A 23449-nucleotide genomic window follows, 5' to 3' on the forward strand; every position below is an offset into this window, starting at 1 on the left:
GCAGCGGTCCCTTCGGGGGGCAGGAAGCTACGCGAAGCGAGCGACCGTGGGGGTTCATTGAAACTCCACAATCGGCTGATCCACGCTGAGAGACTCGCCCTTGCCGGCCAGCACCTTGCCAACCACGCCGTCGGCCGTGGCAAACAGCACGTTTTCCATCTTCATGGCCTCGATCACCGCCACCCGTTCACCGGCCTGAACCTTCTGCCCAGGCTGCACAGCCACCTCGACCAGCAGGCCGGGCATAGGCGAGAGTACAAAGCGGCTCATGTCTGGCGGCGCCTTGTAGGGCATCAGTGCGTGAAGCCTGGCCGCACGGGGCGACAGCACCAGCGCGTCCAGCCGGGTGCCGTTATGCGCGATACGGATGGCCAGGGGATTGCGGCCCACACCGCGCTCAACCTGCGCGGCGAAGGGTTCGCCGTTGACGGTACCGCGTATGCGGGCGCCGCCCAGATGCCAGTTGCTACAAATTTCATAGCTGCTCGCGCCCGTCTCTATTCGGCTGGAGCCCGATTGGGCTTGATAATCGCGCACCATGGCCGGTTGCGAGGTGTTTTTACCCTCAGCGCCCAGGTTGATCACCACAAACTCTTCGCCGACCAGTACGCCGTGCCCGGGCAACTGGCCGCTGATGCCGGCTGCACGGCCCAGCATGCGGCGGTTCACATACGCCGCCAGCGCCACCAGAAAGTCGGGCTCATCATGCGGCACATCTTCGGCGTGAAAGCCCTTGGCATAGTTCTCGGCAATAAAACCGGTGTTGAAGTCGCCAGCCTTGAATTTCGGGTGCGCCAGCAGCGCCGCTTGAAACGGAATATTGCTGCTGATGCCGCGAATCACAAAGGCGTTGAGTGCCTCGCGCATCTTCGCAATGGCCTCCGCTCGGTCCTTGCCATGAACGATCAGCTTGGCAATCATCGAGTCGTAAAACATCGGGATCTCGCCGCCGTCCTGCACACCGGTATCTACGCGCACGCCGTACAGCTGCGAGGTGTCGGCAGCAAACATGGTTTCCTTGGGCGGCTGAAAGCGCACAAGCCGGCCGGTCGAAGGCAAAAAACTGCGGAACGGGTCTTCGGCGTTGATGCGGCATTCGATGGCCCAGCCGTTACGCTGCACATCCTTCTGCGCCAGCGGCAATTTTTCGCCGGCGGCGACGCGAATCATCAACTCCACCAGGTCCAGACCGGTGATGCACTCCGTCACCGGGTGCTCCACCTGCAGGCGGGTGTTCATTTCCAGAAAATAAAAACTCTGGTCCTTGCCGACCACAAACTCCACAGTACCGGCGCTCTGGTACTTCACCGCCTTGGCCAGGGCCACAGCCTGCTCGCCCATGGCCTTGCGCGTCGCGTCGCTGATAAAAGGTGATGGCGCCTCTTCAATCACCTTCTGGTGACGCCGCTGGATGGAGCATTCGCGCTCGTTCAGGTAAATCACGTTGCCGTGGCTGTCGCCCATCAGCTGGATTTCAATGTGGCGCGGTTCCTCGACAAACTTTTCGATGAAGACGCGGTCATCGCCGAAGCTGTTGCGGGCTTCGTTACGGCAAGAGGTGAAGCCTTCAAGGGCTTCCTTGTCGTTGAACGCCACGCGCAAGCCCTTGCCGCCGCCGCCAGCCGACGCCTTGATCATCACCGGGTAACCAATACCCTTGGCGATTTCCACCGCTTTCTCCGCAGTTTCAATCGCATCGTTCACGCCCGGAATGCAATTCACGCCCGCAGCACCCGCCAGCTTCTTGGACTCGATCTTGTCGCCCATGGCAGCAATCGAATAGTGCTTGGGGCCGATGAAAATGATGCCCTCTTCCTCCACCCGCTTGGCAAAGCCGGCGTTTTCGCTGAGGAAGCCGTAACCCGGGTGCACCGCCTGGGCGCCGGTTTGTTTGCAGGCCGCAATGATTTTTTCTGCTTGCAGATAACTGTCGCGACTCGGTGCCGGGCCTATGTTGACGGCCTCATCGGCCAGTTCAACGTGGCGCGCGTCCTTGTCGGCGTCGGAGTACACCGCGACGGTTTTGATACCCATCTTGCGGGCGGTGAGGATGACGCGGCAGGCGATTTCTCCTCTATTGGCTATCAGGATTTTTGTGAACATGGTCTTATTGCAGTCCCAACTTCTTGCGCATTTCGACGTTCTTGGCGTCGGCGCGCTGGGTTGCCGGCCTGGCATCCAGCCGTGCGACATAGGCAGTGAAGGACGGGCTGGGCTCGATCTGCTTGAAGCCGATCATGAAGCGCAGCGTCCCGCCAAAAACGACGTCCGCCATCGAAAACTGCTCACCGAGCAGGAAGGGGCCTTTCGCGATGGCGCCCTCTGCGGCCGCAAGCATCGCATCGTAGGTGCCCCAGCCCGCAGCGCTGTCCTTGACCTCCCAACCTGAGTGCTTTGTCATCACGGCGGGTTCGATCACGCTGGGTGCGAAGAAGGACCAGCGCAGGTAGCTGCCGCGCCGCGGATCATCGAGCGCAGGGGCCAGACGTCCAGGCGCATAACGGTCCGCGAGGTAGAGCGCAATTGCGGCCGCCTCGGTGACGACCAGACCATCATCCAGCAGCGTGGGCACCTTGCCCATCGCGTTTTTCGACACCATGTCTGGCTGTTTTTGTTCGCCTTTCATGATGTCGACGATATGAAGCTCATAAGGCACGCCGGCTTCCTCGAGTGCCCAGATCGTGCCGGCGGCGCGCGAGTAGGGATGGTAGTAGAGCGTCAGAGCCATGAGGTCGTTTCCTTTCGGTGAGATCAGAGCGGGATGTTGCCGTGCTTGCGCCACGGGTTTTCAATTTTTTTATCCTTGAGCATCACCAGCGAGCGGCAAATGCGCTTGCGCGTTTCGTGCGGCAAAATCACGTCGTCGATAAACCCGCGTGCACCGGCCACAAACGGATTAGCGAAACGCGCCTTGTATTCGGCTTCCTTGGCAGCCAGCTTGACCGGGTCGCCCTTGTCTTCGCGGAAGATGATTTCCACCGCGCCTTTGGCGCCCATCACAGCAATCTCTGCATTCGGCCAGGCAAAGTTGACATCGCCGCGAAGGTGTTTGGAGGCCATCACGTCATAAGCGCCGCCATAGGCTTTGCGCGTGATTACGGTGATTTTGGGCACCGTGCATTCGGCATACGCATACAGCAGCTTGGCGCCATGTTTGATGATGCCGCCGTATTCCTGGCTGGTGCCGGGCATGAAGCCGGGCACATCGACAAAGGTGATCACAGGGATGTTGAAGGCGTCGCAAAAGCGCACAAACCGCGCAGCCTTGATGGAGCTTTTGATGTCCAGGCAGCCGGCAAGTACCAGCGGCTGGTTGGCGACGATGCCGACGGACTGGCCCTCCATGCGGGCAAAGCCGATGATGATGTTCTTCGCATACTCGGGTTGGATCTCGAAGAAGTCGCCGTCGTCCACCGTCTTGATGATCAGCTCTTTCATGTCATACGGCTTGTTCGGGTTCTCAGGCACCAGTGTGTCCAGGCTCAGGTCCATGCGGCTGGCCGGGTCGGCACTCGGGCGAACAGGCGCCTTTTCGCGGTTGTTCAGCGGCAGGTAGTTGTAGAGCCTGCGCAGCATCAACAGCGCTTCGACGTCGTTCTCAAATGCCAGATCGGCCACACCGCTGCGGGTGGTGTGGGTGGTGGCGCCGCCCAACTCCTCGGCGGTCACTTCTTCATGCGTCACTGTCTTGACGACCTCCGGACCGGTGACAAACATGTAGGAGCTGTCTTTCACCATGAAGATGAAGTCGGTCATGGCAGGAGAATACACCGCGCCGCCGGCGCAGGGACCCATGACCATGCTGATCTGCGGCACCACGCCGGAGGCCATCACATTGCGCTGGAACACGTCGGCATAGCCACCCAGCGAGGCCACACCTTCCTGGATACGCGCACCGCCCGAGTCGTTGAGGCCAATCACCGGCGCGCCCACCTTCATGGCCTGGTCCATCACCTTGCAGATCTTCTCGGCATGCGCTTCCGACAGCGCGCCGCCGAAGACGGTGAAATCCTGGCTGAAAACAAACACCAGGCGGCCGTTGATCATGCCGTAGCCGGTGACCACCCCATCGCCGGGAATCTTGTTGTCCTGCATGCCAAAGTCGGTGCAGCGATGTTCGACAAACATGTCCCACTCTTCAAACGTGCCTTCATCAAGCAGCAGCTCCAGGCGCTCGCGCGCCGTCAGTTTGCCTTTGCCGTGTTGCGCGTCTATGCGCTTTTGACCACCGCCCAGACGGGCCGCGGCACGTTTCTTTTCGAGTTGTTCAAGGATTTCTTGCATAAAAGTTCCGGATGGTCAGGAAGGTTGCCGGGTATTCGACGAACGGGCCCAGGCGTGGAGAAAAGCGGCAGCTGCCTGCGCGCTGATGATGTCGCGGCCCCAGGGCTTGCGGCTGGATGGCAGGCGCCGCATCCAGGCCAGCCGGCCAACGGCGGCACGCAGCGCAGCGGTGACAGCCGAGGACTCTGTGACGATGGTGTCCTGCCACGCCGCCTGCGCAGCTGGGCGCGTATCTGCAGGCAGCAGCCACACGGTGGACTGCAGGTACAACAGCCAGTCTCTGGCTTGGGCATGCAGCAAGGGCATCGCTTGCACGGGGTCGTCTTCAAAATCAATGGCAGCCACACCCTGTGGCGACAAGATAAAGTTGCGCGCAAAGGCCTGGCTCAGATACTGTCCCTGCGCGTGCAGCGCCAGCAGAGCCTGCAAGCCCTGCTGCCAAAGCAACAAGGCCTGGGCGGGCTCATCCTCCATAGCTTGCGCCATGTTGGGCCCGGCCAGGAACTCCATGACAAAAAATTCCGGATCCACATGCAGAACCTGCGGCGCCAGCAACCCGGCAGCGCGAAGTGCGACAAGGCGCCCTACCTCGATCGCCTGTCCGTCAGTGCCGCCGGGCGCCGGCGCCGGCTTCACAAGCGACAGGCCTGTTAGCGAAGCCAGAAGACTCAGCGCGCCGGCACCACCGGCTGCCCGCGCTGGCCGCTGCCCCTTCACCACCACAGTGCCACCGGCAAGCCGGATGACTTCAGTGCGGTGCTGGCGCCAGCCGGTCGACGCTCTTATGTGCTGCAAATCGTCGCTGGTCATGGCTTGTCCGTAAACAAAAGGCCCAGCATCTTGCGGGCCGCGGCCGAAGGCACGGCACGACCCGCCAGCACACTGTCAATGGCTTCAGGCAGATGGGCACGCACGGCTGGGTGACCGTGGAAAGCCTGCTTCAATCCTGCCTCGACGCGCTCCCACATCCACGCCAGGGCCTGCTGCCGACGGCGCGACTCCAATTTGCCATTGGCGGCTTGCAGCTTCCGGAAATCGGTGACCGCGCTCCAGAAAATGTCTATGCCTTTGCCGTGCAGGGCGCTGAGCTGGATGACGCGCGGGTGCCACAGGGTCTGGTCATGTTGCGCATGGGTGGAATGGCCGTGCTGCCCGAACAGGCGCATGGCGCTGGTAATCTGCGCCTCTGCACGGGTGGCGGCGTCAACGTCCAGGTCAGCCTTGTTGATGACCACCAGGTCGGCGAGCTCCATCACACCCTTCTTGATGGCCTGCAAATCGTCGCCGGCGTTGGGCAATTGCATCAGCACAAACATGTCGGTCATGCCGGCCACGGCGGTTTCGCTCTGCCCCACACCCACGGTTTCCACAATCACGATGTCGTAACCTGCAGCCTCGCACACCAGCATGGCCTCACGTGTCTTCTCGGCCACGCCACCCAGTGTGCCGCTGGCCGGGCTGGGCCGGATGTAAGCACGTTCGTGCACCGAGAGTTTTTCCATGCGCGTCTTGTCGCCAAGGATGGAGCCACCCGAGACACTGGAAGACGGGTCGATGGTCAGCACGGCCACCCGGTGACCTTGCGCTATCAGGTACAGGCCCAATACTTCAATGAAAGTTGATTTGCCCACGCCGGGCACGCCGCTGATGCCCAAGCGGAAGGCCTTGCCGGTATGTGGCAGCAAGGCGGTGAGCAACTCGTCGGCCTGTGCGCGGTGGTCACTGCGAGTCGATTCCAGCCGCGTAATGGCTTTGGCGATGGCGCGACGCTGCATGGCGGCTTCGCCATGCAACAAGGTCTCGGCCAACTCGACGGGTGTCACTTCAGCGCAGCCTTGATCTGCTCAAGCACGTCCTTGGCACTGGCCGGAATCGGTGTACCCGGGCCGTAGATGCCTTTGACACCTGCTTCATAAAGCATCTCATAGTCCTGCCGTGGAATCACGCCGCCGACAAAAACGATGATGTCGTCGGCGCCCTGCTTCTTCAGCTCGGCAATGATGGCCGGCACCAGGGTTTTGTGACCGGCAGCCAAGGTGGAAACACCCACGGCGTGCACGTCATTTTCAATCGCCTGGCGCGCACATTCTTCAGGGGTCTGGAAAAGCGGGCCCATGTCCACGTCAAAACCCAAGTCGGCAAAGGCCGTGGCCACCACCTTGGCGCCGCGGTCATGGCCGTCTTGGCCGAGTTTGGAAATCATCACCCGCGGTCGCCGCCCTTGGGCCTCCGCGAACGCGTTGATTTCTGTCTTGAGGGTTTCCCAGCCTTCGGCCGAGTCATAGGCAGCTGCATACACACCGGTCACCTTTTGCGTATCGGCGCGGTGGCGCCCGTAAACTTTTTCGAGCGCATCGCTCACTTCACCAACTGTAGCGCGCAGGCGCACGGCCTTGATGCTCAGGTCCAGCAGATTGCCGTCGCCCTTTTCGGCCGCTGCTGTCAACGCGTCCAGCGCCGCCTGCACTGCCGCCCCATCGCGGCTGGCGCGTATGGCCTTGAGCCGCTTGATCTGCCCGTCGCGCACCGCCACATTGTCAATGTCGCGGGTTTCAATCGCGTCTTCGGTTTTGAGTTTGTATTTGTTGACGCCGACGATCACGTCCTTGCCGCTGTCGATGCGTGCCTGCTTTTCAGCGGCCGCGGCCTCGATCTTGAGCTTGGCCCAGCCGCTGTCCACGGCACGGGTCATGCCGCCCATGGCGTCCACTTCTTCAATGATGGCCCAGGCGGCATCGGCCATGTCCTGGGTCAGCTTTTCCATCATGTAGCTGCCGGCCCAGGGGTCGATCACGTTGGGGATGTGAGTTTCTTCCTGGATGATGAGCTGGGTGTTGCGGGCAATGCGCGATGAAAACTCGGTGGGCAGGGCAATCGCCTCGTCAAAGCTGTTGGTGTGCAGGCTTTGCGTGCCTCCAAACACCGCGGCCATGGCTTCGATGGTGGTACGCACCACGTTGTTGTACGGATCCTGCTCGGTCAGGCTCCAGCCGCTGGTCTGGCAATGGGTGCGCAGCATCAGGCTCTTGGGGCTTTTGGCGTTGAACTCCTTCATGATGCGGCACCAGAGCAGGCGCGCCGCACGCATCTTGGCCACTTCGAGGTAGAAGTTCATGCCGATGGCCCAGAAGAAACTCAGGCGCCCGGCAAAACCATCAACATCCAGCCCCTTGGCAATGGCGGTCTTCACATATTCTTTTCCGTCAGCCAGCGTGAAAGCCAACTCCAGCGCCTGGTTGGCTCCGGCCTCCTGCATGTGGTAACCCGAAATGCTGATCGAGTTGAACTTGGGCATTTTCTGCGCCGTGTACTCGATGATGTCGCCGATGATGCGAATACTGGGCGCCGGCGGAAAGATGTAGGTGTTGCGCACCATGAACTCTTTGAGGATGTCGTTCTGGATGGTGCCGCTCAGTTGCTCCTGGCCCACGCCCTGCTCTTCGGCCGCCACCACATAACCCGCCAGCACCGGCAGTACCGCGCCGTTCATGGTCATGGACACCGACACCTTGTCCAGCGGGATCTGATCGAACAGGATCTTCATGTCCTCGACGCTGTCAATCGCCACGCCGGCCTTGCCGACGTCACCGGTCACGCGCGGGTGGTCGCTGTCGTAGCCGCGGTGCGTTGCCAGGTCAAAGGCGACTGAAACACCCTGGCCGCCCGCGGCAAGGGCCTTGCGGTAGAAGGCGTTGGATTCTTCGGCGGTGGAAAACCCCGCGTATTGGCGAATGGTCCACGGGCGAACCGCGTACATGGTGGCCTGGGGGCCGCGAAGAAACGGCTCAAACCCCGGCAGAGTGTCGGTATGCGGCAGGTCTTTGACGTCTGCTGCGGTGTACAGGGGTTTAACCACAATGCCGTCGGGCGTGTGCCAATTGAGCGCATTGAGATCGCCGCCCGGTGCAGATTTGGTGGCCGCTTTGGCCCAGGCTTCCAGGCTGGCGGGGGCAAATTCTGGACTGTCGGAAGATTTTGGGGTGCTCATGGCGCGGATAAGGTCTGGTTGGGCAGGTGCGCTGCCGAGGTCGTCAGTTTACATTATTTATAATTATTGATGCAAAATATAGTTTCATATAAGATCGCCCTGTCCAGCCTCAGGCTGCAATTGACCTCTATATAAGACTATGGCCGCTGTTTCATTGACCCCCCGAGCACTTTACGAAGAAGTGGCGGAATTGTTGCGCCAGCGCATTTTCAGCCGAGAACTGGCGCCCGGCAGCTGGATCGACGAACTCAAGCTGGCCGAAGAATACGGTATCAGCCGCACTCCCCTGCGCGAAGCGCTGAAGGTGCTGGCCACCGAGGGGCTGGTGACCATGAAGGTGCGCCGCGGTGCCTACGTCACCGAAGTGTCCGAGCGCGACCTGGCCGACGTCTACCACCTGCTCTCGCTTCTGGAAAGTGATGCTGCCGGCGTGGTGGCCATCCAGGCGACCGACGCCCAGCTCAAGGAGTTGCAAACGCTGCACCGTGATCTGGAAAAAGCAGTCAACAATCGCGAACGGTTTTTCCAGATCAACGAGGCTTTCCACATGCGCTTGCTGGAAATTGCCAATAACCGCTGGCGCGACCAGATGGTGGCTGACCTGCGCAAAGTCATGAAGCTCAACAGGCATAACTCGCTGCTCAAGAGCGGCCGCATTGAGGAGTCGCTGGCCGAGCACCGCGCCATCATGGATGCGCTGGCCCGGCATGACTCGCCGGGCGCCATGCAAACCATGCAGGCCCATTTCAGGAGCGGACTGGAAGCTGCGATTTAGCCTCCCCCGCGGGAGACCCCTTAGGCGGTTCAAGCGTGTGGTTTCGCGTCCCAGGTCTGCAACGCCTTGCCGTGTTTGTCCACGCTCTCGAGCTGGACCCGAAACCCCCAAAGCCGCGCCACATGCTTGATGACCTCCTGCACGTCCTCCGTGAGCGGCCGGTCGTCATGGCGGGTGTGGCGCAGGGTCAGGGAACGGTCGCCGCGCACGTCCACGTTCCAGACCTGGATGTTGGGTTCGCGGTAGCTGATGTCAAACTGCCGTGACAGTGCCTCGCGCACATGCCGGTAGCCGGCTTCATCGTGGATAGCCGCCACCTCCAGCTCCGTCTCCGAGGCATCGTCCAGCACAGAAAAAAGCCGGAACTCGCGCATCAGGTGCGGTGAAAGGTATTGCCCGATGAAACTCTCGTCCCTGAAGTGCCGCATGACGTAGTCGAGCGTCTTGAGCCAGTCGGAACCGGCGATGTCGGGAAACCACTGCCGGTCTTCTTCCGTGGGTGTCTGGCAAATGCGCTTGATGTCGCTGAACATGGCAAAGCCCAGCGCATAGGGATTGATGCCGCTGTAGCCCGGGTGCGTGACCGGCGGCTGGTAAATGACGTTGGTGTGGGAGCGCAGGCATTCGATCATGAAGCCATCGGTCAGCAGGCCCTCGTCGTACATGGTATTGAGCAGCGTGTAGTGCCAGAACGTGGCCCAGCCTTCGTTCATGATCTGGGTCTGCCGCTGCGGATAAAAATACTGCGCAACCTTGCGCACGATGCGAACCACTTCGCGTTGCCAGGGTTCCAGCAGGGGCGCATTCTTCTCGATGAAGTAAAGAAGGTTTTCCTCCGGCTCCGCCGGAAAGCGGCGGTTGGCCTTTTCACTGTCCGCCTGTTTTTCCGCGGACTTGGGCACGGTGCGCCATAAATCGTTGAGCTGCTGCTGCAGGTAAGCCTCGCGGTCCTTGTGGCGCGCCTCTTCCTCGGCCAGCGACAGCTTCTGCGAACGCCGGTAGCGGTCTACCCCATGGCTCATCAACGCGTGACAGGAGTCCAGCAACTGCTCGACAGCATCCCAGCCGTGGTGCTCCTCGCACTCGGCGATGTAGGCCCGCGCATACACCAGGTAGTCAATGATGGAGCCGGCATCGGTCCACATCCGGAACAGGTAATTGCCCTTGAAGAAGGAGTTGTGCCCATAACAGGCATGCGCCATCACCAGTGCCTGCATCGGCATGGTGTTTTCTTCCATCAGGTAGGCAATGCAGGGGTCGGAATTGATCACCACCTCATAGGCCAGTCCCATCTGGCCGCGGCGGTAACTTTTTTCGGTCGAAATAAACTGTTTCCCGAATGACCAATGCCGGTAGTTCACCGGCATGCCCACCGCCGCATAGGCATCAATCATCTGCTCGGCCGTGATGACCTCAAGCTGTACCGGGTAGGTGTCCAGGCCAAAGGACCGGGCCGTTCGCGCGATCTCCCTGTGGTAAATCTCAATCAGCTCGAACGACCAGTCCGACGGACAGGGAAGCCGCTCGCGCCGTTCCACGGCGCGCAGGTCGGACGCCGTCATCCGCGAGGGCAAGGCGGATTCAGCTGCGCTCATATGCTGACGCCTTCCTTCTTGAACAGGTCCCTGAACACCGGGTAAATGTCCGTCGCCTCGCTGATCTTTCGCATGGCGAAGTTGGCGTGGGTGCCGAGTATCTCGGAATATTCCTGCCACAGGTTCTGGTCTTCATCACCCACCTGCACATAGGCAAAGTACCGGGAGGCCGGCAGCAGCTTGCTCACCAGAAGTTCGCGGCACTTGGACGAATCCTGGTGCCAGTTGTCGCCGTCCGACGCCTGGGCGCCGTAAATGTTCCACTCCCCGGGCGGATAACGCGCCTCGATGATCTGCTGCATCAATGTCAGAGCACTCGACACCACGGTGCCACCGGTCTCGGCCGACCGGAAAAATTCTTCTTCGCTGACTTCCGACGCCTGGGTGTGGTGGCGGATGAAGATGACGTCGGTCCGTTCGTAGTGCCGCTGCAGGAAAAGATACAGCAGGATGAAAAAGCGTTTGGCAATATCCTTGCGCGCTTCGTCCATCGAACCCGAGACATCCATCAGGCAGAACATCGCCGCCTTGGCCGTTGGCACCGGCACCCTGACGCGATTGCGGTACCGCAGGTCGAACGGATCAAAAAAGGGAATGTGCCTGAGCCTGCGCCGCAGCGCTTCAATCTGCACAATCAACGCAGGCGTTTCGTCGGGCACGCGGGGGCCCAGGCGCAAGGCCTCGGCCAGTTGCGCTTCCAGCTCATGCAGCTTCCGCCGGGACTCACCACCCAGCGCAATACGCCGGCTCAGGGCCACCCGCATCGAGCGCACCACATGCAGGTTGGTCGGCGTGCCCTCCGAAACAAAACCGGCACGCTGGGACTTCCACTCCGGCGCGTCCGGCAGAAGCTGGGTGCGAATCAGATGCGGCAGAGCCAGGTCGTCGAAGAAGTACTGCATGAACTCTTCACGCGTGATGCGGAACACGAAGTCGTCCTCGCCCGTCCCGTCCTGACTGGCGCCCTGGCCCGACCCGCCGGCGCCACCGCCCTCGGGACGCTCGATGCGATCGCCGCGCACGTACTCACGGTTGCCGGGGTGAACCATCTCGCGGGTACCGCCCGCGCCGTGGCTAAAAACAGGCTCGGACACATCGCGCCGCGGCAGCGTGATGTCTTCGCCCTGCTCGATGTCATGGATGCTGCGGCCGGAAACTGCGCGGCGAACGGCGTCCCGTATCTGCCCCCTGAACCGGCGCAGGAAACGTTCCCGGTTGCCGATGGATTTGTTTTTTCCCGACAGGCGCCTGTCAATGACTTGCTGGAGCATGGGGTTCCCTGGTCTGATACTAAATGGCGCGCAACCTTCCCTGGGGTTCAGGAACTCTTGCGAACCCGCAAGTACCAGTCGCACAGCAACCGGACCTGGCGCGTCGTGTAGCCCTTGTCAACCATGCGGTTGACGAAGTCTTCGTGTTTTTGCTGCTCGTCCGCACTGGCCTTGGCGTTGAATGAAATCACCGGCAGCAGGTCCTCGGTGTTCGAGAACATCTTCTTCTCGATCACGGTCCGCAATTTTTCGTAACTGGTCCACGTCGGGTTCTTGCCCGCATTGTTGGCCCGCGCACGCAGCACGAAGTTGACGATTTCATTGCGGAAATCCTTCGGGTTGCTGATGCCCGCCGGTTTTTCAATTTTCTCGAGCTCGGCATTCAGGGAAGACCGGTCAAAAATTTCGCCGGTGTCCGTGTCGCGGTATTCCTGGTCCTGGATCCAGAAGTCGGCGTAGGTCACGTAGCGATCGAAAATGTTCTGGCCGTACTCCGAGTAGGACTCCAGGTAGGCGGTCTGGATTTCCTTGCCGATGAACTCGGCATAACGCGCGGCCAGGGTTTCCTTGATGAAGCCCAGGTACTTCTGCTCGGTTTCCACCGGAAACTGCTCGCGCTCGATCTGCTTTTCCAGCACATACATCAGGTGCACCGGGTTGGCGGCAATTTCCGTGGAGTCGAAGTTGAACACCTTGGAAACAATCTTGAAGGCAAACCGTGTCGAGATGCCGTTCATGCCCTCGTCCACGCCGGCGTAGTCGCGGTACTCCTGATAGCTCTTGGCTTTCGGGTCGGTGTCCTTGAGGTTCTCGCCGTCATACACCTGCAGCTTGCTGAACATGCTGGAGTTTTCCGGCTCCTTCAGGCGCGTCAGCACGGCAAACTGCGCCATCATCTTCAGCGTGCCGGGCGCGCAAACCGCGTTCAGCAGCGACGAGTTGCGGATCAGCTTTTCATAGATCTTGACCTCTTCCGTGACGCGCAGGCAATAAGGCACCTTGACGATGTAGATCCGGTCCAGGAAAGCCTCGTTGTTTCTGTTGTTCTTGAAAGCCTTCCATTCGCTTTCGTTGGAGTGCGCCATCACGATGCCGTCAAAGGGAATGGCGCCAAAGCCCTCCGTTCCCTTGAAGTTGCCCTCCTGCGTAGCGGTGAGCAGAGGGTGCAGCACCTTGATGGGTGCCTTGAACATCTCGACAAACTCGAGCAGGCCCTGGTTGGCCAGGCACAGGCCGCCGGAATAACTGTAGGCGTCGGGATCGTCCTGGGCGTAGGTCTCCAGCTTGCGAATGTCGATCTTGCCCACCAGCGAAGAAATGTCCTGATTGTTTTCGTCACCGGGCTCGGTCTTGGCTATCGCGCACTGCTTGAGGATGGACGGGTAACGCTTGAGCACGCGGAACTGGCGCACGTCGCCGCCGTATTCTTCAAGCCGCTTGACGGCCCACGGCGACATTACCCGCTGCAGGTAGCGCGGTGCAATGCCGTACTGGGCCTCAAGCACAGGCGCGTCTTCGGCATTGTTGAACAACCCCAGCGGCGACTCGTTGACGGGCGAACCCTTGAGTGCATAAAAGGGCACCTTTTCCATCAGCTGCTTGAGCCGCTCCGCGATGGAAGACTTGCCGCCGCCCACCGGGCCCAGCAGATACAGGATCTGCTTCTTTTCTTCCAGCCCCTGCGCGGCATGGCGGAAGTAGGACACCACCTGCTCGATCGGATCTTCGAGTCCGTAGAAGTCACGGAAGGCCGGGTAAATCTTGATGACCTTGTTGCCGAACAGGCGAGACAGGCGCTGATCGTGTCGGGTATCGACCAGTTCAGGCTCACCCACAGCGGCGAGAATTCGCTCAGCCGCCGTCGCGTAAACCAGGGGATCGTTTTTGCAGGCATCGAGGTACTCCTCGATGGACAGTTCTTCTTCTCGCGTCTGTTCGTAACGCGTCAGAAAATTGCGAACGACATTCATAGGGCCTCCTATGCACGCTGCACCTGAAGGATCGCTGACCCCGTGGTACCAAATCGCTTCAGGTAACCGCGCTGTGACTCGACTGTTTACACCTCATGGTTGTACCGGACAAGTTGCGGGGTCAGTGAAAAATTTCCGGTACCCAAGGCTACAGCGTACAACGTTATTGGACAAGCTGCAGACAGAAAGATGGTGTGAAGGGTTTTATGTTGTTTCAGGCGCGATAGGGTTTATCATTTCTCGGCGCATCTGGGAGTTGGGTGTCGAGCGATTCTCGATAACGCAAGCATCCGAGAAGAAATTGTGGCCACTCGGGGACAAGCGGAAGCGGATCCGTTTTCTCCGGCAGCAGCGACCACAAGGCGGGGTGGTGCCAGCACAACTCGTGGCCGGTGCTGTCGCGATGCACGCGAATGCCGTGCCTGAGCTTTCTGACTTCGGCGATGAGTTGTTCCCGCGACATGCCATCAAGATCAGTGTCCATGGTTCCTCCATTGCAAGGTCAGACCATTTCGTGATAACGATCGCATCATCCTTCCGGATGATTCGCCGCACGACATTTCGCCTGCGCTGATTGCAGGAAAGCAACACCGGGAACATGGAGCTCATGCTGACCAACGGGGGATCTGTTTCAAAGCGATGCACGCCTTACAGCAAGGGCATTTTTCTAATCGACAGGCCTTACCTGCACCTGCCGTGAATCATCGCAGGCACTGACGTGAATCATCGGCGCATGAATACAAAGCGTCAGGAACGGGCGTGAAGCGGCGGCACTGCCGGTCGGGTAACCAGAAACACGCCAGGCAGGATCAGCAGCGCACCCACGGCATGGTGCCAGCCCGGCGGTTCTCCAAGCAGCCCCCATGCTGCAAATGCAGCATACAGCGGGCCCAGGTAAAGCGCCACGGCAACACGGCTGGCACCAAGAATTTTCTGCGCCCAACCGTAAATCCAATAAGCGCCCACGCCGGGGATCAACGCAGCCACCACCACCAGCAACACAGCATAGACGCTTAAAACATCCGCACCGGGTCGCGTGGCCTCCCAGAGCGCCGGAGGCAAAAGCACCACAGTGCCGCCTACGCAAATGGCGGCCAGCCGTGCAGTGGCCCCCAGGGAACTGGGCCACCTTTTCTGCAGCAGCGCGTATCCCGCCCACGACACCATGGCGGCAAAAATCCACGCATCGCCCGGCACAAACTGCACGTCGGCCAGGGCTGTCCACTGCCCCTTGACGACCACGTGGACAACGCCAGCCAGTGCCAGCAGCACACCGGCCTTCTGGCGCGAGCCGAAACCCTCACCGAGCCACCACATCGCGCCGAGGCTGATCAGCACCGGAGACGCCGAGTAGATCAGCGCAATATTCATGGCGCCCGTGGAACGCGCACCTTCATACACCCAGGCGCCGCATATCAGCATGCCCAGGGTGCCAAGCACCAGGTATTGCCGCCAGGCACGAGCAATCGCGGCCCGCTGCTGCCACAGCTCGGCCCGTGTAATCACCACGAGGATCAGCGCGGCCAGACCCCAGCGGCCCAGTGCCAGCATGTAGGGGCCGATGACGCCGGGCGCCTTGCGCGCCACGATGTAGTTGACCGCCCACAGCGCAGGCACCAGCCACAAAAGCACCAGTGCCCTGCGCCTCTCGCGCTGCGCGACGTCAGGCATGAGCCATCTGGTCGGCCTGCGGTGAAGACGCGTCACCGCCGTGCCCATACAGCGGGGCATGGGCCAAGGCCATCACTTCCTGCGGAGGCAGGTTTTTCAATTTGTGGTCGCTCCAGACCTGGCGCCAGCGGCGCGCTCCTGGCAGACCGTGCCGCAGGCCCAGCATGTGGCGGGCAATTGAAGCCCAGGGTGTGCCATGCGCTGCACCTTCTCTGGCCATGTAGTCCACCATCTGCAACTCCACCGACTCGCGGGTCCGCTCACCAGCGGGAGCGCCAAAGAAAGCTTCGTCCCAGGAGGCCAGCCACCAGGGGTTGTGATAAGCCTCGCGGCCGACCATCACGCCGTCAATTTCCTGCAGCTGCGCCGCCACCTGCTCACCCGTGGTGATGCCGCCGTTGATGGCGATGGTGAGGTCGGGAAACTCTTGCTTGAGACGGTAAACCAGCGCATATCGCAGCGGCGGCACCTCGCGGTTTTCTTTCGGGCTCAGGCCCTGGAGCCAAGCGTTGCGCGCATGCACGATGAAAGTCTTGCAGCCAGCCTGGCTCACAGCACCCACAAAGTCACGCACAAATTCGTAACTTTCGGTCTTGTCGATGCCGATGCGGTGCTTGACGGTAACCGGCACGCTCACCACATCCACCATGGCTTTCACACAATCAGCCACCAGTTGCGGCTCGGCCATCAGGCAGGCGCCGAACGCTCCGCGCTGTACCCGCTCGCTGGGGCAGCCACAGTTGAGATTGATCTCGTCGTAACCCCACTCTTCGCCCAGTTTCGCGCAATGTGCCAGGTCAGCCGGCTCGCTACCGCCCAGTTGCAGCGCCACGGCATGTTCTTCTGCGTTAAAGCGCAGATGCCGCGCCACGTCTCCGTGCACCAGCGCGCCGGTGGTGACCATTTCCGTGTACAGCAGCGCGTGCTGTGACAGCAGGCGGTGGAAATAGCGGCAATGCCGGTCGGTCCAGTCCATCATCGGGGCCACACTGAGGCGATGGGCCGGGAATTTGGAAGGAGACACGGAAAAAGATCGTTCGGGCTGCATGAAGGCCATAGTTTCTCACGCGGGCCCGTCCGGCGAGACCACCGTGGCGAAATGGCCGCACAAGCCTGTCAAGGGGGGCAGACACCGACACGGCCAGCCTCTCAAGCCGGATAATGAGAACTCAGGCCGCACCTGCGGCAGCCCCTTCACATCAAGCCATGACCATGACAGCCCTGCCCCTGCAGACCCGCACCACCTTTCCCATGGCCAAGCACTCGTCGGCATCAGCCCGGCTGCTGCCGCTGCTTGCCTTGCTTGCGCTCACGGCCTGCACCTCGGTGCCGCTGCCGCCCTGGCCCGCATCAGGCAGCGTGGCCAAGGCGCCGCCGGCTGCCACGCCGGCGCCCGCCTCTGCCATGCCGCCGGTGGTTGTCGCCCAGCCGATACCGGTCAGGCCCGCCACCGTTGTAGGTGCTTCGGTCGCCGCCGCACCGTATAACCTCGCCGTCGCCGCCCGCTTCCCCGCGCCCTCGGTGGTCTACAACACCCCCGGCCTGCAGGAAGGACGCAGCAGCTTTACCTCGAATGCAGAAATCCAGACATGGCTGCGCGACCTGACCACCTCGGCAACCCGCTCACCCGGCCTGAAAGCCGCTGTCCTGCCTATCGGCCAGTCGCAGCGCGGTGAAACCCTGGAGGCCCTGGTGCTCACCACCGCCGCAGGCACCGACGCCGCAGCCCTGGCAACCTCGGGCCGGCCCACGGTGCTGCTGATTGGCCAGCAGCACGGCGACGAACCAGCCGGCACCGAAGCCCTGCTGGTGGTGGCGCGTGAACTCTCGCAGGGCCTGCTTCGGCCCATGCTTGAACGGGTCAACGTCATCATCGTTCCACGCGCCAACCCTGACGGCGCGACAGCCTTCCAGCGCGTGACCGCCAGCGGCGTGGACATGAACCGCGACCATCTGCTGCTGAACACCCCGGAAGCCCAGGCCCTTGCCCGGCTGACCCGCGATTACCACCCGACCGTTGTGGTGGATGCGCATGAGTACACCGTCGTGGGCCGTTTCCTGCAGAAGTTTGACGCCATCCAGAAATACGACGCGCTGCTGCAATACGCCACCACCGCGAACATCCCCGAGTTTTTGACCAAGGCTGCCGAAGAGTGGTACCGCCGGCCGCTGCTGGTAGCGCTGAAGGCGCAGGGCCTGAGCGCCGAGTGGTACTACACCACCTCGACCGACCTGGCCGACAAGAAAATTTCCATGGGCGGCACCCAGCCCGACACCGGCCGCAACGTCAACGGCCTGAAAAACACCGTCAGCCTGCTGCTCGAAACCCGCGGGGTGGGCATTGGCCGGCTGCACATCCAGCGGCGCGTGCACACCCACGTGAGCGCCCTCTCCAGCGTGCTGGCCAGCACGGCCCAGCGTGCCAGTGAGCTGGGCCTATTACGGCCTTACATTGAAAAAGAACTGGCCAGCATGGCGTGCAAGGAAGAAGCGGTGGTCGAAGCCGGCCCCACGCTCATCCAGCAGGACCTCGTCATGCTGGACCCGGTAACCGGCGCGGACAAAACCCTCCGCGTGGACTGGAACTCGGCCCTGACACTGCGCAAGATCAAAGCGCGCGTGCGCCCCTGCGGCTACTGGCTTGCAGCCTCGGCAAAAACGGCCGTTGAGCGCCTCCGCCTGCACGGTGTGCAGGTGTTGCGGGTGGCAGAGCCCAGCTCCATGCTGGGTGACATCTACCGCGAAACAGCCCGCTCGGGTGGAGCCCGGCAAGACGTGCGCGGCACCATTGCCGACGCCGGGCAGATTGTCAAAGTCGAAGTGGCGCTGGTGCGCGGTGTCATTGACGCGCCCATCGGCAGCTTTTACGTGCCCCTGAACCAGCCGCTGGCCAATCTGGTCATCGCCGCGCTGGAGCCGGACACCCAGAGCAGCTACTTTGCGAACCAGCTGATCGACAGCGTGGGCAGCACCGCCCGCGTCATGGCCGAGCCTACCGTCAGGACCGAAGAGCTGCCCTGAGCTTCCCCGGAGTTGGGGCCGCTGGCGCATGCAATTTGTGCGAACCGGCCTACAGACAAGGCCGCGCCAGCGTGCATTAATGATGATTCACCTCGAAAGGACTCATCATGAAAACATTTGCGCTTCACTCCAAAATGCTGACCTTATCGGGCGTGTTCTACCCCACGGGTTATGCCTTCATCATGTTCCCCGAGGGGGCACAGGCCGAGCAAGCCGCGCGTGAGCTGGAAGAAAGCGGCTTCGACAGCCAGGCCCTCATGCTGCTGGAACCCGACACCATCCTGCGCGAGATCGGCCGGGTGGACGGCGGGTCCGACATGATCCTGCCCTCCGTCGGCACTGAAGGGCACACCGTTCAGACCTACGTCAAGCTGGCCCGCCAGGGTCAGCACGCATTGATGGTCCGCGCGCCGTCCGACAAGGAAATCGAACGCGTGATGGCGGTGGTGAGGAAGCAGCCCTTCTCCTATGCCCAGAAATACCACATGCTGGCCATGGAAGATCTGGAATAACCGATTCGCCTTCCGAGTCGCTACGCAATCAATAGCTGCTCGCGCCCGTGTTTATTGGGCTGCAGCCGCAAAACGCTTGAAGAACTGGCATGTTCCAGCCGATGGAGTCCGGTTTTCAGGCTTATTCATGAGTCATTTATGCCGTTTGCCCTTATTTTTCGGGCGTGAGTAGCTATTTATTTGATAGCAGATTAGATGGTTTCTGTCCAGAGTTTCACGAGTTCGTGCACCCTTCCCCGAGTGGTTGAGCCAGTTAGACTTCCTCCGGCGAAACTCCCCCAGCCCGGATTGGGAATCAGCATTGCTTCGAGGCTACATGTCATGACAAACTACCGCCGCGCGCTCATCATCATCGACATGCAAAAAGGCATGCAAAGCGCCACACTCCCAAGAAGAAACAACCCGAACGCGGAAGCGAAGATCCAGCAACTGCTTGCGCACTGGCGCAGCGCGAGCCTGCCCGTTGTCCATGTCCGGCACATGTCCCGGTCTCCGGGCTCGGTGTTCTGGCCCGGTCAAGTGGGCGCGGATTTTCAGGATGCGCTGGCACCGCTAGCTTCGGAACATGTTCTGGAGAAAAACGTCACAGACGCGTTTTCGAATTCGGGCCTTGAGCGATGGCTGCATGTGCGGGGCATCAAAGAGCTGGTCATCGTCGGCGTAAGCACCAACAATTCCGTTGAAGCGACCGCCCGGTCCGCAGGATGCCTGGGTTTTCAGACCAGCGTTGTTTCCGATGCAACCTTCACCTTCGACGCGCCCGACCTGAACGGGACGATCAGGGCAGCAGAAGACATTCACCTCATGTCGCTCTCCAACCTGAATGGCGAGTACGCGAGGGTGATTGAAGCGTCCGAGCTGCTGGGTTGAGGCACAACAGGAGGTTAGGCCAACGCCCTCTTCCACCTAGGGCGCAGCCTTCATCTCGTCCATGAGCCACTGCACAAACTGCTGTGTCTCCGGAGTCGCATTCGGCGCAAGACCAAAGTAGTGGCGGCTCAGCGCCATCCGCAATTCAGGCAAAGGGCTCATCAACCGCCCCGCTGCCATGTCATGCGCGATCAGCGATACCGGCGCCAGGGCGAAGCCCAGCCCGTCGACAGCGGCCTGAAGAACAAAATGCAAATGATCAAATTGCAGGCAACTGGCGGGGTTCAACTCTGGCGCGTTCACCTGCTTTTTCCAGTTTTCCCAATCATGGCTGCGCGATTTGGACAGCAGCAAGACATGCGATGCCAAAGAGTGTGGGCCAGTGACGGGACGGCTGGCGAACAAGGCAGGTGACCCAACCACAAGCACTTCATCTTCCAAAAATGGATGAATCTGCATCCCCGGCGGCCATCCCTTGGTGCTCCGCCTGATGGCCAGATCGAATTCATCCACCGCCTTGTCGGGCGGCAAGGTGCTGGTCATCACCTGCGGTTCGATGTCGGGGTGTTTCGCCACGAAGCCCGGCAGCCGGGGGATCAACCAACGCACCGCAAACGTGGGCCTGACGTTGACCTTGACAGCGCCCAATGGCGTGCCGCCCCTGAGTGATTCTGCGGCTGCGCCTATTTGCTCAAGCGCCGGCCCCACCTGCGCATGGAACTGATGGCCGGCGGCCGTCAGAAGAACTTGCCTGGTCTTTCGCTCGAACAGCTCCACGCCCAGATGCGCTTCCAGCGCCTTGATCTGGCGGCTGATGGCGCTGTGCGTCACGTGCAGCTCCAGGGCGGCACGGGTGAAACTCTGATGGCGCGCCGCCGCGGCGAAGGCACGGACCGCATTCAACGGAGGCAGGCGAGGCAACATGCGTGTAATTTTCTCACACGTACTGCGCACTAATGTCGTTTGTCGGCAGAGGCGGCGCCGCGCACCATACGAGCTATGCAACAGCCCACGGCTTCCACTTCTGACCGCAACTCGCGCCACGCAGCCATGGCGCTCGGGCTGTCACTTCCGGGTGACACGGTGCTCTACCTGCTCTTGCCGATGTTCGCTCCGGCCTTTGGCGTCAGCCTGCCCGAGGCGGGCATTCTGCTGGCCGCAAACCGCCTGGTGCGCATCGCCGGCTACGGGGCTGTGGCGAGGTTTTACGCACGCAACGGCGAGCGACTCACCTGCACGCTGGCGGCGCTTGCGGCCGCGGTGTGCGCACTGGGTTACGCCACGCTCACCGGCTTCATCGCCTTGCTGTTCTTGCGGCTCCTGTGGGGTTTGGCTTTTGCCGCCTTGAACCTGGCCACCCAGGCATTGGCCACCGCCGAACCAGCGGGCGCCGCGCGCCGGGCCGGGCGCTCCCGCGCATTCACAGCGCTGGGGCCCATGCTTGCCCTGCCCTTGGGCGGCGTGTGTGCGCTTTGGTTCGGCCCCAAAGCCATTTTCTTCCTGTTCGCAGCCGTGGCGCTGAGCGCCCTGCTGGTCACGCGACAGTTGCCAACAGCCGCCCATACCGAGCCGCCACCACGAAAAAAAGGAATCAAGCTCCCGGGCAGTCTGGACACCTTTTCCTTCATCGAAGGCCTGGTTCTGGACGGCTTGTTCATCATCGGCCTGTCTTACCTGGGGCGCGACCTGCTGCCGGGCAACCCGGTCATCGTGGCCGGCTTGTTGCTGTCGGTTCGTTACCTGGCGGAAATTGTCTTGAGCTCTGCCGGCGGGCACATGGCCGAAAAACACGGTGTTGAAATCTTGCTGGTGATCTTTTCCGTGCTGACTTCCGTCGCGCTGGTGGGCTTTGGCTTCGGCTGGCTGTGGACTTGCGCACTGGCCATCGTGATTCTGCGTGCCTTGTTGTTGCCGCTGCTGCCGCCACTGGTCGCACTTCGCACCCCCGGACCTGGGCGTATACAAGCCCTCGCCACACGTTCGGTCTGGCGCGACATGGGGGCTGGCACAGGCCCGGTGCTGGCCGGGCTGTTGCTACCCATCGTGCCGTCTGCATGGATTTATGGCGTTGCTGGATTTCTTCTTTCGGCCACCGCCATTGCTTGCCTGAGGCGGCGCAGCGACTGAAAACACATCCGCCACCACCCTTTTCTCTCACCCATTTTTTCTGGAGACCCACACTTGGACATTCACCACACGCTTATCACCTGCGCCGGCGGCACCGTCGCGTTACCGGTCAAACCGATGAACCACCGCAGTGATGGCGGGCACTTGCTGGTCAATCCACCCCGCCCGGTGTGGGAACGAAGTGAGCTAACGCCCGATGAACTGTCACGATGGGCCTGCTTGGTGGCAGCCACCGGAAGAGCCATGCTGGACACACTGCCCCAACTCGCCGGAGGGTGCCTGAACTACTGGGAAGCAGGCAACAACGCCCTCAACGACCTGGCCCATCCACCTGGGCCAAAGAACCCCCAGCTTCACCGGAAAATGCATCTGCATGTTTTCGGAAGAAGCCCGCGGGCGACGCATCCTGACTGGCTATGGGGCGAGCCACCGCAGTTTCCAAAATTTGCTTTGTCAAAAGCCTGGGCCGCGCAGTTCAGCCGGCTGGAGGCGGAGGAATGTGACGCTATTGGGGAAAGGATCGAGGTGCTGTTAGCGACCCGGTATGCGATGGGGTCTTAGTTCTGGCTGTACCGGCTCTCATGGGCGAGCTGACTCAGGCAGGGGTCGGTGAGCCTATAACTGAGTCTTTCCACAACCTGCACAGCACCAAGGCCCTCATAGAAAGCGATCCCCCTTGCGTTCGATTCCTTTACAGGCCAGTCAATGCGGCGGCAATCATTCTCCAACGCATACCGGGCCACCCACGACATGAGCGCCTTGCCCACTCCCTGGCTTCTCGCCAAGGGCCGTACATAGAGTTCTTTCAACTGGCAGTGCTTGCGCTTGTCCGCGGCGAAGTCGACGACTGAATAAACCAGCGTGATGACTGCCAGGCCAAGCACCTCGCCGGCGTCGCTTGACGCGACTACCAAACGATGGGGTGAGTCGGCGCCCAAGAGGTTCTCAAGCAGATGCTCCAGCACAAGCTCTCGGGAAACCACAGGCCCTTCGTTGTAGTAGGTGTGCAACTCGCACAGCAGGTCTATCAGCAACTCATGCTGAGTTTCAGTGACTAATTCAACGCGCATAGGGAGTACTTGAAGGCTTAGGTAGAAGAGATCGGGAACGAAAGGGCTCCGAGTCTACCGCTGTTGACAAGCCCCGATGCCAACCGTCTCATCGCTTCACGGCAGGGCCAATGACTTCTATTTTGTTCGTCCAGAGATACCCGGAAAATCCGGGCGGCACTTTTGCAAGCTGCTCCAGGGTATCTATGCCCGCTGTACCAGGATCACCTGCTTCCAGGGGGCCAAGCAAAATCACTTCGCGGCCTGCCTCGTGCAAACGTCCAACGAGCAGATGGGGCCAACCCCATAATCATGG

The 23449-nt window shown here is 61.1% G+C and carries 20 protein-coding genes; 6 read left to right on the forward strand and 14 right to left on the reverse strand.

Going from position 1 to position 23449, the window contains the following annotated elements:
• Positions 1-54: 54 nt before the first annotated feature.
• The 6 genes from B0B52_RS17890 to scpA are packed head-to-tail and all read right to left on the reverse strand — an operon-like array spanning position 55 to position 8272.
• Positions 55-2103 (reverse strand): acetyl/propionyl/methylcrotonyl-CoA carboxylase subunit alpha, encoded by a 2049-nt coding sequence (locus B0B52_RS17890; protein WP_077595022.1) that lies wholly within the window; start codon positions 2101-2103, stop codon positions 55-57.
• A 4-nt stretch (positions 2104-2107) separates the two neighbouring features.
• Positions 2108-2728, reverse strand: coding sequence for a glutathione S-transferase family protein (locus B0B52_RS17895; RefSeq protein WP_077595023.1), 621 nt, complete (start codon positions 2726-2728; stop codon positions 2108-2110).
• A gap of 23 nt (positions 2729-2751) precedes the next feature.
• Positions 2752-4284: an acyl-CoA carboxylase subunit beta gene (locus B0B52_RS17900; protein WP_077595024.1), complete on the reverse strand. Its 1533-nt coding sequence runs from the start codon at positions 4282-4284 to the stop codon at positions 2752-2754.
• 15 nt (positions 4285-4299) lie between these two features.
• Positions 4300-5094, reverse strand: coding sequence for a hypothetical protein (locus B0B52_RS17905; protein ID WP_077595025.1), 795 nt, complete (start codon positions 5092-5094; stop codon positions 4300-4302).
• Positions 5091-6107, reverse strand: a complete 1017-nt coding sequence (gene meaB, locus B0B52_RS17910; RefSeq protein ID WP_077595026.1) for a methylmalonyl Co-A mutase-associated GTPase MeaB — start codon at positions 6105-6107, stop codon at positions 5091-5093. The genes B0B52_RS17905 and meaB overlap by 4 nt, the downstream gene beginning before the upstream one ends.
• Positions 6104-8272: a methylmalonyl-CoA mutase gene (scpA, locus tag B0B52_RS17915; RefSeq protein ID WP_077595027.1), complete on the reverse strand. Its 2169-nt coding sequence runs from the start codon at positions 8270-8272 to the stop codon at positions 6104-6106. Before scpA ends, meaB begins: the two co-directional genes overlap by 4 nt.
• A gap of 139 nt (positions 8273-8411) precedes the next feature.
• Here scpA and B0B52_RS17920 point away from each other — a divergent pair, with 139 nt between their 5' ends.
• On the forward strand, positions 8412-9047 hold the full coding sequence (locus B0B52_RS17920; RefSeq protein WP_077595028.1) for a GntR family transcriptional regulator: 636 nt from the start codon (positions 8412-8414) through the stop codon (positions 9045-9047).
• A 29-nt stretch (positions 9048-9076) separates the two neighbouring features.
• On the opposite strand, the gene B0B52_RS17925 is transcribed toward B0B52_RS17920, so the two are convergent.
• The 6 genes from B0B52_RS17925 to dusA form a co-directional block, all read right to left on the reverse strand.
• Positions 9077-10609, reverse strand: coding sequence for a SpoVR family protein (locus B0B52_RS17925; RefSeq protein ID WP_077595052.1), 1533 nt, complete (start codon positions 10607-10609; stop codon positions 9077-9079).
• Positions 10610-10638: 29 nt separating this feature from the next.
• Positions 10639-11913, reverse strand: coding sequence for a YeaH/YhbH family protein (locus B0B52_RS17930; protein WP_077595029.1), 1275 nt, complete (start codon positions 11911-11913; stop codon positions 10639-10641).
• 47 nt (positions 11914-11960) lie between these two features.
• Positions 11961-13883 (reverse strand): PrkA family serine protein kinase, encoded by a 1923-nt coding sequence (locus B0B52_RS17935; protein ID WP_077595030.1) that lies wholly within the window; start codon positions 13881-13883, stop codon positions 11961-11963.
• Positions 13884-14097: 214 nt separating this feature from the next.
• Positions 14098-14367 (reverse strand): hypothetical protein, encoded by a 270-nt coding sequence (locus B0B52_RS17940; protein WP_077595031.1) that lies wholly within the window; start codon positions 14365-14367, stop codon positions 14098-14100.
• A 263-nt stretch (positions 14368-14630) separates the two neighbouring features.
• Positions 14631-15554 (reverse strand): DMT family transporter, encoded by a 924-nt coding sequence (locus B0B52_RS17945; RefSeq protein ID WP_077595032.1) that lies wholly within the window; start codon positions 15552-15554, stop codon positions 14631-14633.
• Complete coding sequence (dusA, locus tag B0B52_RS17950; RefSeq protein ID WP_139352000.1) at positions 15547-16602, reverse strand: tRNA dihydrouridine(20/20a) synthase DusA; 1056 nt, start codon at positions 16600-16602, stop codon at positions 15547-15549. The genes B0B52_RS17945 and dusA overlap by 8 nt, the downstream gene beginning before the upstream one ends.
• A 158-nt stretch (positions 16603-16760) precedes the next feature.
• On the opposite strand from dusA, the gene B0B52_RS17955 reads away from it, so the two are divergent.
• From B0B52_RS17955 to B0B52_RS17965, 3 genes are all read left to right on the forward strand, one after another.
• Positions 16761-18575 (forward strand): M14 family metallocarboxypeptidase, encoded by a 1815-nt coding sequence (locus tag B0B52_RS17955; RefSeq protein WP_371327409.1) that lies wholly within the window; start codon positions 16761-16763, stop codon positions 18573-18575.
• Positions 18576-18682: 107 nt separating this feature from the next.
• Positions 18683-19087 (forward strand): hypothetical protein, encoded by a 405-nt coding sequence (locus B0B52_RS17960; RefSeq protein ID WP_077595034.1) that lies wholly within the window; start codon positions 18683-18685, stop codon positions 19085-19087.
• A 321-nt stretch (positions 19088-19408) separates the two neighbouring features.
• A complete protein-coding gene (locus B0B52_RS17965; protein WP_077595035.1) occupies positions 19409-19957 on the forward strand; it encodes a cysteine hydrolase family protein in 549 nt (182 codons plus the stop codon).
• 36 nt (positions 19958-19993) lie between these two features.
• On the opposite strand, the gene gcvA is transcribed toward B0B52_RS17965, so the two are convergent.
• A complete protein-coding gene (gene gcvA, locus B0B52_RS17970) occupies positions 19994-20881 on the reverse strand; it encodes a transcriptional regulator GcvA (RefSeq protein WP_077595036.1) in 888 nt (295 codons plus the stop codon).
• A 75-nt stretch (positions 20882-20956) separates the two neighbouring features.
• On the opposite strand from gcvA, the gene B0B52_RS17975 reads away from it, so the two are divergent.
• Both B0B52_RS17975 and B0B52_RS22310 read left to right on the forward strand, forming a co-directional pair.
• Positions 20957-22084: an MFS transporter gene (locus B0B52_RS17975; RefSeq protein WP_077595037.1), complete on the forward strand. Its 1128-nt coding sequence runs from the start codon at positions 20957-20959 to the stop codon at positions 22082-22084.
• 54 nt (positions 22085-22138) lie between these two features.
• Positions 22139-22645, forward strand: a complete 507-nt coding sequence (locus B0B52_RS22310; RefSeq protein WP_139352001.1) for a hypothetical protein — start codon at positions 22139-22141, stop codon at positions 22643-22645.
• Here B0B52_RS22310 and B0B52_RS17985 read toward each other — a convergent pair.
• The gene (locus tag B0B52_RS17985; RefSeq protein WP_077595039.1) at positions 22642-23154 is read right to left on the reverse strand and encodes a GNAT family N-acetyltransferase; all 513 of its coding nucleotides are present in this window, start codon (positions 23152-23154) and stop codon (positions 22642-22644) included. The two genes, B0B52_RS22310 and B0B52_RS17985, sit on opposite strands and share 4 nt — an antisense overlap.
• Positions 23155-23449: the final 295 nt, after the last annotated feature.

Source organism: Polaromonas sp. A23, from assembly GCF_002001015.1.
In the GTDB taxonomy this organism is placed as follows: Bacteria; Pseudomonadota; Gammaproteobacteria; order Burkholderiales; family Burkholderiaceae_C; genus Polaromonas.

Excerpts from the sequence above, each read along its gene's own strand:
- B0B52_RS17890 (WP_077595022.1), bottom strand. The coding sequence starts at position 2,103 with ATGTTCACAAAAATCCTGATAGCCAATAGAGGAGAAATCGCCTGCCGC.
- B0B52_RS17935 (WP_077595030.1), bottom strand. The coding sequence starts at position 13,883 with ATGAATGTCGTTCGCAATTTTCTGACGCGTTACGAACAGACGCGAGAA.
- B0B52_RS17900 (WP_077595024.1), bottom strand. The coding sequence starts at position 4,284 with ATGCAAGAAATCCTTGAACAACTCGAAAAGAAACGTGCCGCGGCCCGT.
- B0B52_RS17960 (WP_077595034.1), top strand. The coding sequence starts at position 18,683 with ATGAAAACATTTGCGCTTCACTCCAAAATGCTGACCTTATCGGGCGTG.
- B0B52_RS17920 (WP_077595028.1), top strand. The coding sequence starts at position 8,412 with ATGGCCGCTGTTTCATTGACCCCCCGAGCACTTTACGAAGAAGTGGCG.
- B0B52_RS17955 (WP_371327409.1), top strand. The coding sequence starts at position 16,761 with ATGACCATGACAGCCCTGCCCCTGCAGACCCGCACCACCTTTCCCATG.
- B0B52_RS17965 (WP_077595035.1), top strand. The coding sequence starts at position 19,409 with ATGACAAACTACCGCCGCGCGCTCATCATCATCGACATGCAAAAAGGC.
- gcvA (WP_077595036.1), bottom strand. The coding sequence starts at position 20,881 with ATGTTGCCTCGCCTGCCTCCGTTGAATGCGGTCCGTGCCTTCGCCGCG.
- dusA (WP_139352000.1), bottom strand. The coding sequence starts at position 16,602 with ATGCAGCCCGAACGATCTTTTTCCGTGTCTCCTTCCAAATTCCCGGCC.
- B0B52_RS17975 (WP_077595037.1), top strand. The coding sequence starts at position 20,957 with ATGCAACAGCCCACGGCTTCCACTTCTGACCGCAACTCGCGCCACGCA.
- scpA (WP_077595027.1), bottom strand. The coding sequence starts at position 8,272 with ATGAGCACCCCAAAATCTTCCGACAGTCCAGAATTTGCCCCCGCCAGC.
- B0B52_RS17985 (WP_077595039.1), bottom strand. The coding sequence starts at position 23,154 with ATGCGCGTTGAATTAGTCACTGAAACTCAGCATGAGTTGCTGATAGAC.
- B0B52_RS17945 (WP_077595032.1), bottom strand. The coding sequence starts at position 15,554 with ATGCCTGACGTCGCGCAGCGCGAGAGGCGCAGGGCACTGGTGCTTTTG.
- B0B52_RS17925 (WP_077595052.1), bottom strand. The coding sequence starts at position 10,609 with ATGACGGCGTCCGACCTGCGCGCCGTGGAACGGCGCGAGCGGCTTCCC.
- B0B52_RS17905 (WP_077595025.1), bottom strand. The coding sequence starts at position 5,094 with ATGACCAGCGACGATTTGCAGCACATAAGAGCGTCGACCGGCTGGCGC.
- B0B52_RS17930 (WP_077595029.1), bottom strand. The coding sequence starts at position 11,913 with ATGCTCCAGCAAGTCATTGACAGGCGCCTGTCGGGAAAAAACAAATCC.
- B0B52_RS17895 (WP_077595023.1), bottom strand. The coding sequence starts at position 2,728 with ATGGCTCTGACGCTCTACTACCATCCCTACTCGCGCGCCGCCGGCACG.
- B0B52_RS17940 (WP_077595031.1), bottom strand. The coding sequence starts at position 14,367 with ATGGACACTGATCTTGATGGCATGTCGCGGGAACAACTCATCGCCGAA.